This is a genomic window from Nannocystis pusilla, assembly GCF_020073745.1.
Classification (GTDB): Bacteria; Myxococcota_A; Polyangia; order Nannocystales; family Nannocystaceae; genus Nannocystis; species Nannocystis radixulma.
The window spans coordinates 19,260-33,463 of the sequence record NZ_JAIRAU010000021.1; the positions used below are offsets into that span (position 1 = coordinate 19,260).

Consider the following 14,204-nt stretch of genomic DNA (forward strand, 5'->3'; position numbering starts at 1 on the left):
GGGGTCAGCTCGCCGTGTCGGCGAAAGTCGACGCACGCGCCGGCAGGCTCGCGCGTCCGCGCCAAAGCCGCTATAGCCCGGGCGCGTCGTGAACGATCACAACTTCTTCGCCAGCGCCCCGCAGGGGCTCCTCGAGCTGCTCGCCGACGAGCTTCGCGCGCTCGGTGCGACGGCGATCCGGCTCCAGCCGGCCGGCGTGTACTTCCGGGGGCCACTGGCGCTCGGCTACCGCGCGTGCCTGTGGTCGCGGCTGGCCGGGCGGGTGCTGCTGGAGATCGCGGTCGGCCCGGCGCGCGACGCCGACGAGCTGTACACGACGGTGCAGCGGGTCGACTGGCGCCAGCACATCCCCACGCGCGGGACCCTGGCGGTCGAGTTCACCGGCGCCAACCCTGCGATCGTGCACACCCGCTACGGGGCGCAGCGGGTCAAGGACGCGATCGTCGACCAGTTCAACGCCCGCGGCGGGATCCGCCCGGACGTCGACGTGCGCCGGCCGGACGTGCGCGTGAGCGTGCACCTGCGCAAGCCCTCGGGACATGGCATCAAGGGCATGTTCCAGGAGACATCCCACGACGAGGCCGTGATCTCGATCGACCTGGCCGGCGAGGGCCTGCACCGCCGCGGCTGGCGCGAAGACGGGGTCGAGGCGCCGATCAAGGAGAACCTGGCGGCGGGCGTGCTGCTGCGCGCGGGCTGGCCGGCGCTGGCGGCCGCGGGCGCGCCGCTGGTCGACCCGATGTGCGGCTCGGGCACGCTGCTGATCGAGGCGGCCCACATCGCCTGCGACCGCGCGCCCGGGCTGTCGCGCGAGTACTTCGGCTTCCAGGCCTGGCGCGGCCATCAGCCGGCGATCTGGAGCGAGCTGATGACCGAGGCGCGGGCCCGGGCGGCGATCGGGATCAGCAAGGTGCCGCCGATCTTCGGCTTCGACGGCGATCCGGCGGCGGTCAAGGCGGCGATCGCCAACGCGGCGCGGGCCGGGCTCGGCGGGCGGATCCGCGTCGAGCGGCGCGAGCTCGCCGAGCTGGTGGCCCCGGAGACAGGTCCTTCGGGACATGACCGAGAGTGCATGGGGCTGGTCGCCACCAACCCGCCGTACGGCGAGCGGCTCGGAGTGCGCGCCGACATGCCGGCGCTGTACGAGCTGCTCGGCGAGCGGCTGCGGGCGCAATTTGGCGGGTGGAAGGCGGCCGTGCTGGCGCCCGACCTCGAGCTCGGGCGGGCCATCGGGCTGCGGGCCGAGCGGCGCCACGTGCTCTACAACGGGGCGATCCCGGTCAACCTGCTGCGCTTCGAGATCCCGCGCGAGGCTCCGCCGCCCCGCGCGTACGTCCGCAGCGAGGGCGGCGAGGCGCTGTTCAACCGCCTGCGGAAGAACCGCAAGCAGCTCGGCAGCTGGGCGGCGCGCAACGGGATCGAGGCGTACCGCGTGTACGACTCCGACATCCCGGAGTACGCGGTGGCGGTCGATGTCTACCGCGACTGGGCGCTGGTGCAGGAGTACGCGGCGCCGGCCGAGATCGACCCGGTGCGGGCCGCTGCGCGCCTGCGCGAGGCGCTGCGCGTGATCCCGGACGCGCTCGAGATCCCGGCGGGCCAGGTGGTGTGCAAGCGGCGCGAGCGGGCCAAGGGCGGCGGTCAGTACGGCCGCCGCGACGACGCGGGCGACCTGCTCGAGGTGCGCGAAGGGCCAGGTCGCTTCCTCGTCAACCTGACCGATTACCTCGACACCGGGCTGTTCCTCGATCATCGCGAGACGCGCGCGCTGGTCGGCAAGCTGGCCCGCGGCCAGCGCTTCCTCAACCTGTTCGCGTACACCGGGACGGCGTCGGTCTACGCCGGCAAGGGCGGGGCGCTGTCGACGACGACGGTCGACATGTCGAGCACGTACTGCGCGTGGGCCCGCCGCAACCTCGAGCTCAACGGGCTGCGCGGGCCGCAGCACCGGGTGGTCGAGGCCGAGTGCCGCGAGTTCATGGCCCGCGAGCTGCGCCGCTACGGCCTCATCTTCCTCGACCCGCCGACGTTCTCGAACTCGAAGAAGATGGCGGGCGTGTTCGACGTGCAGCGCGACCACGTGGAGCTCATCCGCGCGGCGGTGCGCCTGCTCGAGCGCGGCGGGGTCCTGATCTTCTCGACCAACTACCGCCGCTTCCGCCTCGACGAGGAGCGACTGGCCGACCTCGAGATCGAGGAGCTGTCGGCGACGACGATCCCCAAGGACTTCGCGCGCAGCCCGAAGATCCACAAGGTCTGGCGCATCGAGGCCGGGCGCTGAGACGCGCGGCCCCGGGGTGCATCGGGTTCGCCGTTGCCGGCGAGCGCCGCGGTCGCGTCGCCTTCGCGGATCGTCCGGTGGTGGCACGCCGGCCCGCTCGGCGAGTTCTTCATCAAGGCCGCCCGCCCGATCGGCCGCGCCATCGCGGCGGTGCTGGTGTTCCCGTACCGGCAGCGGATGGTCGACGGCTGCGCCGGCGACCCGGCGTTCGTCGACAAGGGGACGCTCGAGTCGGTGACGCGGACGGTGGCGGTCGGCCGGGCGGGTGCCGCGGCGGCCCGCGATCTGGCATCGTGGTGCGGTGCGCAGCCGCTGGACGATCCCGCCCGCCGCCGTGGCCATTCACCTGTGCGTCGGCTCGGTCTACGCCTGGAGCGTCTTCAATAAGCCGATCGAGGCGCTGCATCCCGGGTGGCCCAGGGGGGCGGCGGCGTACACGTTCTCGATCGCGATCGCGCTGCTCGGGCTGTCGGCGGCGTTCGGCGGGACCTGGCTCGAGAGACATGGCCCGAAGCGCGCGGCGACGCTGGCGGCGTGCCTGTTCGGCGGCGGCCTGGCGCTCGGCGGGCTGGGCGTGTGGCTGGGCTGGCTGTGGCTGCTGTTCCTCGGCTACGGCGTGGTGGGCGGCGCGGGGCTCGGGCTGGCCTACGTGTCGCCGGTCAGCGCGCTGGTGAAGTGGTTCCCCGATCGCCGCGGCCTGGCCACCGGGATGGCGGTGCTCGGGTTCGGCGGCGGGGCGCTGATCGCCGCGCCGGTGAAGGAGCGGCTGATCCAGGCCGTCGGCGTGGCGCCGACGCTGTGGATCCTGGCGGCGGTGTACTTCTGCGTGATGCTGGGCGCGGCGCAGGCGCTGGCGCGCCCGCCCGACGGCTGGCGCCCGCATGGACATGTCCCAAAGGACATCCAGGGCGGCGGCGAGCCGGAGCTGACGATGCCGATGGCGGTGCGCACGCGCCAGTTCTGGCTGCTGTGGGGCATGCTGTTCATCAACATCAGCGCCGGGATCTCGATCCTGGCCCAGGCGTCGCCGATGATGCAGGACATGTTCCAAAGGACACCCGAGCAGGCGGCCGCGATGGTGTCGGTGATCGCCGGGTTCAACGCGTTCGGCCGCATCTTCTGGGCCTCGCTGTCGGACCGGATCGGCCGGCGGGCGGTGTTCTCGATCTTCTTCGCGGTCCAGGCGGCGCTGTTCCTGCTGATCCCGCAGCTGGCCGCGGGCGGGCGCTGGGAGCTGTTCCAGCTGGCGGTGGTGGTGATCTTCACGATGTACGGCGGCGGCTTCGCCACCATCCCGGCGTTCTTGGCCGACATGTTCGGGGCCCGTAACGTCGGGGCGGTGCACGGGGTCATCCTCACCGCGTGGAGCGCGGCCGGGGTGGCCGGGCCGATCCTCATCACGTCGATCCGCGAGGCCGAACGACGGGCGCTGCCGCCGGAGAGCTCGCTGGTCGGGCTGTACACGTCGACGCTGCAGATCATGGCGGTGGCGCTGACGATCGGGCTGGTGCTGACGCTGGCGGTGCGGCCGCTGGCGCGGACCGAGCCGCCGGCGAGGTGAGGGCGCGGGCGGAGCTGACTCTGGGGACAGGTGGTGCGCGCGCTGCGGTCGAGGCGGTCTGACTCCGAGGACAGGTGAGGCGCGGGCGGGGAGCGCGGACGACCGGCGAGCGCAACGTCGTTCGCCCGCGAGGAGCTTGCGCGGGCGCGGGCGGCGTGCGACGAGGGGGCATGGACTGGACATGTCTGCGACGAGGGGCGCTGGCGCTGGCGCTGGCGGGCTGCGGCGGCGGCGGCAAGACGACGGCGACGGGCGGCACGACGGACACCGGCACGGGCGAACCGACGGGCACGACGCAGCCGACGTCCGGGACGAGCACGGGCGCGAGCGAGGGCGGGACGACGGCGAGCGCGAGCACGACCGGGCCGACGACGACCGCGGAGGTCACCTCGACGACTACGACCACCGAGGCGGTGACGGGCGCGACCGAGGAGGCGACGACCGCGGGGACGACGGGCGAGCCGGGCTGCTGCGATCCGGTGACGGCGCCGGACTGCCCCGACGCGGCCTGCTGCGCCGGCGGGATGTGGTCGTGCGAGGGCTGCGTGGAGCCGGGCGAGGCGTGCGGGCCGACGTGCTGCGACCCGGACGCGGCGCCGCCGTGCTTCGAGGGCGCGAGCTGCTGCGCCGACGGGGCGTGGGCCTGCAACGACCACGGCGGGCAGTCGACGTGCGCGGCGCCGGGCGAGACGTGCGCCGTCGAGGCCTGCTGCCCGCCGGGGACCGAGCCCGACCCGCCGTGCGTCGAGGGCGCGAGCTGCTGCGAGGGCGGGGTGTGGGAGTGCAACGACGATCTGGGCGAGCCGGTGTGCGCGGTGCCGGCGCCGCCGTGCGAGTGAGGCGTGTGTCTCGAAGGACATGCGCCCTGGAGCATGACTTAAAGAGCATGCCCCGGGCGACATGCTCGCCGGGGCATGTGCGAAGGGACAGGACTCAGGGCGCGGGCTGGACGAAGTGGTCGCGGCTGCGGACGGTGGTCCAGCGGTCGAAGATCGCCAGGGTCGCGGGGTCGGCCTCGGCGAGCTTCTCGAACAGGTAGTCCTGGATGCCCTTGTGCACGGCGCAGACGTTGCTCTCGCGCATGCGGCCGAAGATCGAGCCCTGGCTCTTGTGGTTGAAGCTGGGGATCGTGCCGCAGTAGGGCTGGTAGGTGCAGTGGACGCAGTCGGGCTGGCCGTCGAGGTTGGAGGCGATGGTCATGGCGCGCACGGTCTCGTGGCCGACGAGGTCGCGGAAGCTGCTGCCGTGCACGTCGCCGAGCAGGAAGGTGTCGTCGCCCATCTCGTGCAACATGCGGCCCTCGTCGCAGGTGAACACCTTGCCGTCGTAGTTGTAGGCCAGCGCGCCGATGCCCGCCCCGGAGGGGCTGCGGAGGTCGAGGAAGTTGGGGTCCTCGCCGCGCAGGATCTTGGTGAGGAAGATGCTGGCGTAGCGCTCGAGGATCTGCACGCCCTGCTTGTTGAGCTCGATCATGTAGTCGACCGCGCGGCGGTAGAACTGCATGTAGTCGGCGCGCGGGTACTCGAGCCGCCGGCGGGTCCGATCGGCGAAGCCGAACGGGTCGATGGCGCGCAGGAACAGGGCCTTGCAGCCGAGGCCGACGTAGGTGTCGACGACCTCCTTCCACAGCGGCAAGGTCTCGCGCGTGGTCGTGAGCAGGGCCTCGACGTGGTAGAGGGTGGGGTCGAGCCCGTTGGCGGCGTAGGCCTCGTTGATCCGCTTGATCCAGCGGATCGCCCGCTGGTGGGCGTCCTGGGTCGGCAGCTTGCGCTGGGCGTTGTGCAGCTTCTCGGGCCCGTCGATGCTGGTGCACAGCTGGACCCGGTGGCGCATCAGGTACTCGAGCTTGTCGTCGTCGAGCAGGGCGAAGTTCGAGACCATGGTGAACTGCAGCCGCTTGCCGTGGGCGCGGTTCTGGTCGACGGCGTACTCGATGGCGTGCTTGACGACGTCGAAGTTGACGAGCGGCTCGCCGCCCTGAAACTCGATGGTGACGAACGGGTTCGGGCTGCGGAACACGAGGTCGATCGCCCGCTCGGCTGTCTCTCGGGTCATGTCCGTGTGGACCTGATCCATGTTGGCCCGCGAGGCGTGGCAGTAGACGCAGGTCTCGTTGCAGCGCAAGGTGACGACGAGGATGTGCAGCAGCGGGCCGCCGGCGAGGAAGCTCTTGCGGGCCCGGATCCGCTCGGCGGCGGCCCGCACGTCGTAGTGGGCGCGCAGGAAGTTGCCGGCCTTGAGCCGGGCGTGGAGCTCGCTGTCCTCGGGGACATGTCCCTCGACGAACTGGGCGAACTCGGGCTGGCCGAGCAGCAGCCAGTTGCCCTCGAGGTTGGTGACGAGGACGCGATCGCCGACGGGCCGCCAGCGGAAGTAGGCCTGGGTCCCGGCCCGCGGGCGCAGGGTGACGAGCGAGGCTGGCTGAACGGGCAGGTTCACTTGGCGCCTCCGCGCTGGACGGTCAAACCGAGAGCGTGGTTGCCGAGCTCGCCGCGCAAACGCCGGGCCAGGGCAGGATCGTTCGGGGTGAAGCGCACGACCCAGTCGTCGTCGGTCTGCTCGAGGTCGAAGCTGGCGAAGCGCGCGAAGGCCTTGACGGCCTGATCGACGGCCTCGCCGTGGTAAAGCCGACGGGAGAAACGGAGCTCGTGGCGGTCGGTCACGGGCCACCCTCGCTCTCGGACTTGGGCGCCTTGCGGCCGTGCTTCTCCTCCCACGACATGGCAATCCCGAGCGGATCGTCGAAGCCCTGGTCGCTGAAGTCGAACTTGGCGAGGTCGTCGAGGCTGGGCTGACCCATGGCGCCGGCCAGGGCCTGCATGGTGGCAGTCTCGATGAGGACGCGGTTGTCCTGGGCGATCTGGTGGCGGAAGGCGCACGAGAGCAGCTCGTTGGCGAACTCGCCGATGAGGGCGCGCAGGGCCTCAGGCTCGGCGGCGCCCGACTTGGCGGTCAGGACGACGCGCACGCGGGCGGGCTCGGGCCTGTCCAAAAAGACATAACAGCGGTCGATGAAGACGTAGGCGGCGCCGTAGATCGCAGGGAGCGGGTAGAGCTCCTCGTCGACGAGGAATTGGACGGCGGCAGCCTGCACGTCGACAGCGACGAGCCCGGCGGGAGCGCCTTCGAGGACAGTGGTCATGACGCCCGGCACGATATCACGCGAGGGGGCGGCCACGTGCTTGACGGCGAGAGTTGTGACACGCACTCGGCGCGGCGCGGCGGTCCAGGGCCGAGGCGATGCGGGAGCCGTACGGGCCGATCCGAGGGGCGCGGGGCCTGTGGGAGAACTGGGGCTCGGCGTCTGCGCGTCAAGCACGGGGCCCCTCGCTGCGTCCCATTCTCGCCGCGCCCGGCCCGCCCCGCGACGAGCGTCTCGGGCCCCGCTCTTCGCGGGACGACGAGTGTGGTGCCGGCGAGCGGTGGGCGTAAGCCGTGGGCGACCTTCGAGCAGTCGTCGTGTGGCTACGCGGGGTCGATCCTCGAGGGACGACGATTGTGGCGCCGGCGAGCGGTGGGCGTGATGCCCGGAGACATCGCGCGGCCGTCGCCGCATCGACAGGCACGTGGCGTGCGCGGCTTCAGGTGTGCGCGCCGGCGACGCCGGCCTGTACGCCGGGGCCGAGGGTGCGGGCGGCCTCGAAGGTGCTGCGCAGGACGGGGGCGTAGCGGACGACGTCGTAGGCGACGCGGCGGATCCGGTCGGCGACGAGGTTGTTGACGAGGTTGCCCTCGACGTCGAAGTCGGGGGCGCGCGCGGCCACGTGGTAGGGGAGGGTGAAGCCGTGGCACCAGGCGAAGCTGGTCTTGACGGCGGTGATCGACATGTCGCCGCCGCCGCCGCCGGTGACGGCGAGGACGCCGGCGAACTTGCCGGCGAGCTCCTCGTAGAGGAAGTCGAACCAGTTCTTGAGGCAACCCGACATGTTGCCGTGGTACTCGGGGGTGCAGATGATGAAGCCGTCGGCCCAGGCGGCGCTGCGGCGGATCGAGTGGACGGCGGGCAGATCGTCCTGGCTGCGATCGCCGTATATCATCACGGGGAGACAGAGCTCGTGCAGCGCGACGACCTCGACGGCGGCGCCGGCAGATGTCGCTGTGTCGGCGGCGAGCGCGACGACGGCGTGGACGCGCCCCTCGAGCCGGCTGGAACCGCTGACGATCGTGATCTTGGCCGTGCTGCCCGCGGACACGGCGCGAGCATAGCGGACCGGCGAACGCTGCTCTACACTGGGCGGGCGTGAGCGACCGCGGAGAACCGACGCTGGCCGGTTGGGGCAACCTCGCGGTGCCCGGGCGCGAGGTGCTGGGCGAAGACCTCGAGCGCGAGACGCGAGGCGCAGTGCTCAGCCGCGGGCTCGGGCGCTCGTACGGCGACTCGTCGCTGCCGCCGCCGTCGCGCCGCGAGGTGGTCGGCACGCGCATGGCCGACCGGATCCTCCACTGGGACGGCCACTCCGGCATCCTCCGCGCAGAGGCCGGGTTCTCGCTGTGGGAGTTCAACCGGCTGTTCCTGCGCCGCGGGTGGTTCATCGGCTCGACGCCCGGCACCCAGTTCGTGACACTCGGCGGGATGGTGGCGTCGGACGTGCACGGCAAGGGCCATCACAGCCACGGGTGCTTCGGCTCGCGCCACGTCCGCTCGCTGCGCATGCGCTTGCCCTCGGGCGACCTGGTCGAATGTTCACCCGAGCGCGACCCCGAGCTGTTCTGGGCCACAGTCGGCGGGATGGGACTCACAGGTCACATCCTCGAGGTCGAATGCCAGACGCAGGCGATCCCGTCGCCGTGGATCTGGAGCGAGTCCGAGCGGGTCGACGACATCGATCAATTCATCGCCGGCCTGAAGGAGGCGGGCAAGACGTGGCCGTTCACGGTGGGCTGGATCGACTGCCTGTCGCGCGGCAAGCACATGGGCCGCGGGCTGCTCGACCGCGGGCGCTGGGCGACGCCGGAGGAGACGGGCGGCAAGCCGCTGCCGGTCACGCGCCGGCTGGCGATGCCGTTCATGTTCCCCGAGTTCGTGCTGCGCCTGAAGCTGACGACGCAGGCGTTCAACACGATGTGGTTCTGGAAGCACGTGCCGCGGGTGAAGAAGAAGCTGTGCCACCCGGACAGCTTCTTCTACCCGCTCGACGCCATCCTGCAGTGGAACCGGATCTACGGCCGCCGCGGCTTCACGCAGTACCAGTGCGTGCTGCCCGACGAGGCCGGCCAGGGCGCGGCCCGCCGCTTCCTCGACCTGCTGACCCGCCGCGGCGGGGCCTCGTTCCTGTGCGTGATCAAGGACGCAGCCGCGGAGGGGCAGGGGATGCTCAGCTTCCTCCGCCCCGGCATCTCGATCGCGGTCGACTTCGCCGTCCGCGACGACACGCAGCAGCTCATCGACGCGCTCAACGAGCTGGTGATCGCGGAGGGCGGGCGCATCTACCTGTCGAAGGACGCGTTCACCCGCCCGGAGCACTACGCGGCCATGGACCCGCGCCTGCCGCGGTTCCTGGCGGTCCGCGACCGCATCGACCCGCAGCGGACGATCCGCTCGGCCCAGTCGGTGCGGCTGTTCGGCGATCCGCGCTGAGTTGCCCGAAGGACATGTCCATGCGGGCATGTCCTTTTCGCCATGTGGCTTGAGGCATGCATGAAGAAACATGTCCATTCGGTCATGATCGTATGGACATGTTCGATCGAGCATGCCCTTGAACCCCCGGGGCGCGGATACTCTGGGCCCGGGCGGCGTCCGGCGTCGACCTGCCGGCCGCGAAGGCGCGCTCGCCGGGGCGCGCAGGATCTCGTCGGCGCAGGCTGCGATCTTCGACGAGGTCCCCCTCGCGGCCGGCGGGGGCGGGCTCGGCGACCCTCGTCGCGCCGCCTCGGGCAGGCTGGGCCCGGCACGGGGATCGCGGGGCCGCTCGGCGCGGCGGAGAAAGCCGCGGGCGGGTTGAATTGCTGCGGGGGCGGCACTAGCCTGCCGGGGCATGCGAGTGGTGCTGCTCGGAGCGACGAGAGGGATGGGGCGCGCGCTGGCGCGACGCATGGCGGAGCGCGGCGACCAGCTGTTCCTGCTCGGCCGCGATCCGGAGGAGCTGCAGCGCAGCGCGGCCGACCTCGCGGCCCGCCACCCGCAGCACGCGCCGGTCGGGACGCACGCGTGTGACCTGGCGTCGTCGGCGAGCTTCCCGGCGGCGCTCGACGCAGCAGAGGCGGCCCTCGGCGGGTTCGACACCGTGGTGGTGACGGCCGGGCTGTTCGCCACGCAGGAGGCGATGGAGGCCGACACGGCGCTGGCGGAGCAGGTGCTGGCGGTCGACTTCACCGGGACGGTGATCTTCTGCGAGCACGCGCGCAAGCGCCTGCTGGGGCGCGGCGGCGGGACGCTGTGCGTGTTCTCGTCGGTGGCCGGCGAGCGCGGACGCAAGCCGGTGGTGCTGTACGGGGCGGCCAAGGCCGGGCTGTCGCGCTACCTCGAGGGGCTCGACCACAAGTTCTGCGCGCAGGGCCTGAAGACGGTGTGCGTCAAGCCCGGGTTCGTGAAGACGGGGATGACCGCGGGACTGAAGCCGCCGCCGTTCGCCGGCGAGCCCGAGGCGGTGGCGCAGCAGGTGCTGCGGGCCATCGACGGCGGGCTGCCGGTCGTCTACACGCCGTCGATCTGGCGCTGGGTGATGCTGGTGATCCGCTGGCTGCCGCGCTTCGTGATGCGCAAGATCGGGTTCTGAGGCGCGCGAATCGTCGACGGGTGCTGGCCGCAGTGGAGCTCATGCTGGCGTGGCGGGGCGCCGATCGCAAGCGACGTCCCGGACGAGCTCGCGGCGGAGGCCGCGGCGAAGGCCCTGAGCGCATGTCCGTTCGCACATGACCCGAAGGTCAGGCCGCGGCGAGGCGCGGCAACCACAGGATGACGGCGGTGCCGCCGCCCTCGCGGGCCTCGATGCGGAGGTTGCCGCCGTGGGCGTCGATGATCTCGCGGCACAGCGGCAGGCCGAGGCCGGTGCCGGTGCGCTTGGTCGAGTAGAACGGCAGCAGGACCTTGGGCAGGAGCTCGGGCGGGATGCCGGGGCCGCGGTCGAGGACCTGGATCTCGTCGCCCTCGCGGTGGGCGCGGAGGCGCAGGGTGACCTCCTCGGGCGGGCCGCCGGCCTCGACGGCGTTCTTGAGCAGGTTGATGAGGGCCTGCTCGATCTGGCTGCGGTCGACGGCGTTGACGGTGTTGAGGTCCTCGGGCGCGGCGTCGATCTTGAACTGGACCAGCTCGTCGAGCCGGTCGATGAGGCTGCGCCACTTGGTGCTCTCGAGCCGCGGGCGCGGCAGGCGGGCGAACTGGGTGTAGCCCTTGAGGAACTCGCCGAGGTGCTTGCTGCGCTCGGAGATGGTGTCGATGATGCGGTCGAGGCGGGCGTCGCGGGCCTCGGCGGCGTTGATCAGGCGCGCGGAGTGCAGCAGCGACGAGATCGGGGCGAGGGTGTTGTTGATCTCGTGGGCGATCAGGCGGATGACCTTCTTCCACACCTCGACCTCCTGGCGCGCGAGCTCGCGGGTCAGGCGCTTGAAGGCGTAGGCGGTGTGCGGGCGGCCGCTGATCTGCACGTTGCGCATGACGAGGTGGTAGGCCTCGAAGTCGCCGCCCTGGTGGTCGACGGTGAAGATCGAGTCGCGGCCGCGACCGACGGCCTCGCGCAGCTCGTTGGGGAGGGCGGTGAGGAGGTCGGCGAAGCGGGCGCCGACCAGGCGGCTGTCAGGTAACTTGAGCCATGTCTGCGCGGCCAGGTTGGCGTAGTCGACGGCGCCGTGCTCGTCGCACAGGATGTAGGCGGTCTCGGTGACGGCGAGCAGGGTCTCGAGCAGGACCTCGCGCTCCTCGAGCTCGAGCTTGGTCTGGCGCAGCTCGGACAGGTCGGTGATGACGCCCTCGAGCGCGATCAGGTTGTTGTCGTCGAAGACCCCCTGGCCCTGGGCCCACAGCCACTTGCAAGCGCCGGCCGCGGTGTGCAGGCGGTAGGTGACGCGGAAGGGGCGGCGCTCGGCGACGGCCTGGTCGATCTGGGCGCGCACGCGGTCGCGGTCCTCGTGGTGGACGAGGCCGATGAAGTGGACCCGGCCGGAGGTGAACTCCTCGGGCGCGTAGCCGGTGAGGTCGTAGCAGCCCTCGCTGACGAACAGCATGGTCCAGTCGACGTCGTTGAGGCAGCGGTAGACCACGCCGGGCAGGTTGGCGATGAGGGTCTGGAGCGAGCCCTGGCTGTCCGAAAGGGCAGGTGAGTGGCCGGGCACGCGCTCGCGCAGCCTGAGCGCGGCGGCGATCCGGGCCGACAGGACGGCGCGGCTGCACGGGAGGACCACGAAGTCGCTGGCCCCGGCGCCGACCAGGGCCTCGGCGCGGCTGTCGTCGTCGGTGACGGCGAGGATCGGCCGCGGCAGCTCGGCCAGGGCCGCCTCGACGCCGACGAGGTCGCAGGTGTCCAGGATCGTGAGGCCGATCCGCGCCCGGTCGTAACCGGTGGCGAGATCGCTGATGTGCACGACGGGGCGGCCGCGGGCGCGCAGGAGGCTGTGGAGGTCGTCGAGGACGGCCGGGTCGCGGGTGACGACCAGGACCGCAGGCGTGGCGTGAAGATCGGAGGCTGTCACAGGATGGTTTGGCCCGAAGCGCTGCGAGGTGCCGGGGAGCACCAGGTCCCCGCACAAGGGTACCCGCCTGCGATCGCGCTGAGAAGCCGGGCGTGCTGCGGGCGAGGAGGAGGCGAGGGCGGGGCTTTACGGCCGCATCGCCGCCGGGTAGCGTGCGACCATGCTGACTTCGCTTGTTGGTCTGTCGCTCGCGCTCGCGTCGCTCACGCTCGACGAGGCGGCCACGGCGCCGCCCCGGATCGTGCCGGGAGCGCCGATCTCGGCCGGTACGCCCTGGGCTCTGGCCCCCGACGACGGGCCGCGCACGTACTTCGAAGCGGTGTTCGGCGGGCCCTACGACCCCACGCTGGCGGCGCCGCTGCGCGACGGCAACCTGGTCTACGACGGCGAGAGCATGGCGCGGAGCGTGCTGGAGCAGCAGGGGCTGCCGTTGCCCGCGCTCGACAACGAGCCGACGGCGGGGATCCTCTACCTGGCGATGGACGGCGTGACGCTGCGTCCGAAGTGCAACGGGTTCTCGCCGCAGAACGCCAACGCGGCGCTCAACTGCTCGCCGCTGGTGTCCAAGGAGACGGTCTTCCCGAAGCCCCCCGGCGGCGAGAACACCAAGGCGGTGGTGCTCCAGGAGCTGCAGAACTACTACGCGGCGTTCAACCTGGTGCTGACGACCAACCGCCCGCCGGACTACCTGCCGTACACGATGGCGGTCATCGGCGGGTCGTCGCAGAACGCGGGCCAGGGCGGCGGCGTGTGCGGGATCGCCAACGTCGCCTGCGACGGGGCCAAGCGCAACCACGTGTCGCTGTCGTTCCCCGACAGCTGCGTCGGCGTGACCGCGGAGGTGGCCGCGCAGGAGACCGCTCACAACTGGGGCCTCGAGCACACCGACGTGCAGGCCGACCTGATGTACCCGTTCGTCGCCGGCGGCAGCGCGTTCCGCAACGAGTGCATGGACATCTCGCACGCGACCGGCAGCGGGGTCACCCAGTGCACGTACGTGCACGAGCTCTACTGTCCGCAAGGCCAGGGCGAGCAGCAGAACTCGCACGCCGAGCTGCTCGGGGTGTTCGGGCCGCGCGAGGCCGACACGGTCGCGCCGGAGATCCTGAGCATCTCGCCGGCCGACGGCAGCGTGTTCATGCAGGGCGAGTCGTTCCTGGTCACGGCCGACATCAGCGACGACAAGAACATGATCGGGGTCAAGTGGACCTGGCTCGACGGGCTGCCGCCCGACCTCGCCGAGAAGGGCTACTCGCGCTGCACCAACCAGGTGTGCAACGACGACTTCCCGGCGTGGCGCCCGATCGAGGGCCCGTGGGACTTCGTCCAGGTCACCAAGCCGCCCCCGGGCACCTACTCGTTCAAGCTCGAGGTGATGGACGCCTACGGCAACGCGACCAGCCAGACGATCGCGGTCACGGTGATGCCGAAGGAGGGAGCCACCAGCGGCGAGCCCGACCCGACCGGCGGCGAGTCGACCGGCGAGCCCGATCCGACCGGCGAGCCGACGACCGGCGCGAGCGGCGACGACGACTCCGGCGACGTCGACCCGAGCGCGGGGTCGGCCACGACCGTGACCACCCTGGGCCCCGGCACCGACACCGGCCAGCCGGGCACCGGCGAGGACGACGGCTGCAACTGCCGCGCGCAGGACCGGCCGCGCGCGTCGTGGCTGCTGCTGGCGGCCGTGCTGCTGCCGCTGCGGCGCCGCTCGCGGCGGGCGTGAGGGCGAGGGGG

Annotated in this window: 12 protein-coding genes; 7 read left to right on the forward strand and 5 right to left on the reverse strand. The window is 71.9% G+C overall.

The window, feature by feature from the left end; genetic code table 11:
* Nucleotides 1–88 precede the first annotated feature (88 nt).
* The 4 genes from rlmKL (at nt 89) to K7C98_RS16715 (ending at nt 4,681) form a co-directional block, all read left to right on the forward strand.
* Complete coding sequence (gene rlmKL / locus K7C98_RS16700; protein WP_224192674.1) at nt 89–2,281, forward strand: bifunctional 23S rRNA (guanine(2069)-N(7))-methyltransferase RlmK/23S rRNA (guanine(2445)-N(2))-methyltransferase RlmL; 2,193 nt, start codon at nt 89–91, stop codon at nt 2,279–2,281.
* 33 nt (nt 2,282–2,314) lie between these two features.
* Nucleotides 2,315–2,668, forward strand: a complete 354-nt coding sequence (locus K7C98_RS16705; RefSeq protein ID WP_224192675.1) for a hypothetical protein — start codon at nt 2,315–2,317, stop codon at nt 2,666–2,668.
* A complete protein-coding gene (locus K7C98_RS16710; protein WP_224192676.1) occupies nt 2,616–3,842 on the forward strand; it encodes an L-lactate MFS transporter in 1,227 nt (408 codons plus the stop codon). Before K7C98_RS16705 ends, K7C98_RS16710 begins: the two co-directional genes overlap by 53 nt.
* A 155-nt stretch (nt 3,843–3,997) precedes the next feature.
* Nucleotides 3,998–4,681 (forward strand): hypothetical protein, encoded by a 684-nt coding sequence (locus K7C98_RS16715; RefSeq protein ID WP_224192677.1) that lies wholly within the window; start codon nt 3,998–4,000, stop codon nt 4,679–4,681.
* A gap of 94 nt (nt 4,682–4,775) precedes the next feature.
* Here the strand turns inward: K7C98_RS16715 and hxsB are convergent, their stop codons facing one another.
* From hxsB to K7C98_RS16735, 4 genes are all read right to left on the reverse strand, one after another.
* Nucleotides 4,776–6,281 carry a His-Xaa-Ser system radical SAM maturase HxsB gene (gene hxsB / locus K7C98_RS16720; protein ID WP_224192678.1) on the reverse strand — a complete coding sequence of 502 codons (1,506 nt, stop codon included), beginning with the start codon at nt 6,279–6,281 and terminating at the stop codon, nt 4,776–4,778.
* Complete coding sequence (locus K7C98_RS16725; protein ID WP_224192679.1) at nt 6,278–6,505, reverse strand: HxsD-like protein; 228 nt, start codon at nt 6,503–6,505, stop codon at nt 6,278–6,280. The genes hxsB and K7C98_RS16725 overlap by 4 nt, the downstream gene beginning before the upstream one ends.
* On the reverse strand, nt 6,502–6,984 hold the full coding sequence (gene hxsD / locus K7C98_RS16730) for a His-Xaa-Ser system protein HxsD (protein WP_224192680.1): 483 nt from the start codon (nt 6,982–6,984) through the stop codon (nt 6,502–6,504). The genes K7C98_RS16725 and hxsD overlap by 4 nt, the downstream gene beginning before the upstream one ends.
* A 439-nt stretch (nt 6,985–7,423) precedes the next feature.
* The gene (locus K7C98_RS16735) at nt 7,424–8,035 is read right to left on the reverse strand and encodes an NADPH-dependent FMN reductase (RefSeq protein ID WP_224192681.1); all 612 of its coding nucleotides are present in this window, start codon (nt 8,033–8,035) and stop codon (nt 7,424–7,426) included.
* Nucleotides 8,036–8,082: 47 nt separating this feature from the next.
* On the opposite strand from K7C98_RS16735, the gene K7C98_RS16740 reads away from it, so the two are divergent.
* A complete protein-coding gene (locus K7C98_RS16740) occupies nt 8,083–9,420 on the forward strand; it encodes an FAD-binding protein (RefSeq protein ID WP_224192682.1) in 1,338 nt (445 codons plus the stop codon).
* 397 nt (nt 9,421–9,817) lie between these two features.
* Nucleotides 9,818–10,558, forward strand: a complete 741-nt coding sequence (locus tag K7C98_RS16745; protein WP_224192683.1) for an SDR family NAD(P)-dependent oxidoreductase — start codon at nt 9,818–9,820, stop codon at nt 10,556–10,558.
* Nucleotides 10,559–10,706: 148 nt separating this feature from the next.
* Here the strand turns inward: K7C98_RS16745 and K7C98_RS16750 are convergent, their stop codons facing one another.
* Nucleotides 10,707–12,467 (reverse strand): ATP-binding protein, encoded by a 1,761-nt coding sequence (locus K7C98_RS16750; RefSeq protein ID WP_224192684.1) that lies wholly within the window; start codon nt 12,465–12,467, stop codon nt 10,707–10,709.
* 160 nt (nt 12,468–12,627) lie between these two features.
* Here K7C98_RS16750 and K7C98_RS16755 point away from each other — a divergent pair, with 160 nt between their 5' ends.
* On the forward strand, nt 12,628–14,193 hold the full coding sequence (locus K7C98_RS16755; RefSeq protein WP_224192685.1) for an MYXO-CTERM sorting domain-containing protein: 1,566 nt from the start codon (nt 12,628–12,630) through the stop codon (nt 14,191–14,193).
* The last annotated feature ends 11 nt before the right edge of the window (nt 14,194–14,204 follow it).

Excerpts from the sequence above, each read along its gene's own strand:
- K7C98_RS16745 (WP_224192683.1), top strand. The coding sequence starts at position 9,818 with ATGCGAGTGGTGCTGCTCGGAGCGACGAGAGGGATGGGGCGCGCGCTG.
- K7C98_RS16755 (WP_224192685.1), top strand. The coding sequence starts at position 12,628 with ATGCTGACTTCGCTTGTTGGTCTGTCGCTCGCGCTCGCGTCGCTCACG.
- hxsD (WP_224192680.1), bottom strand. The coding sequence starts at position 6,984 with ATGACCACTGTCCTCGAAGGCGCTCCCGCCGGGCTCGTCGCTGTCGAC.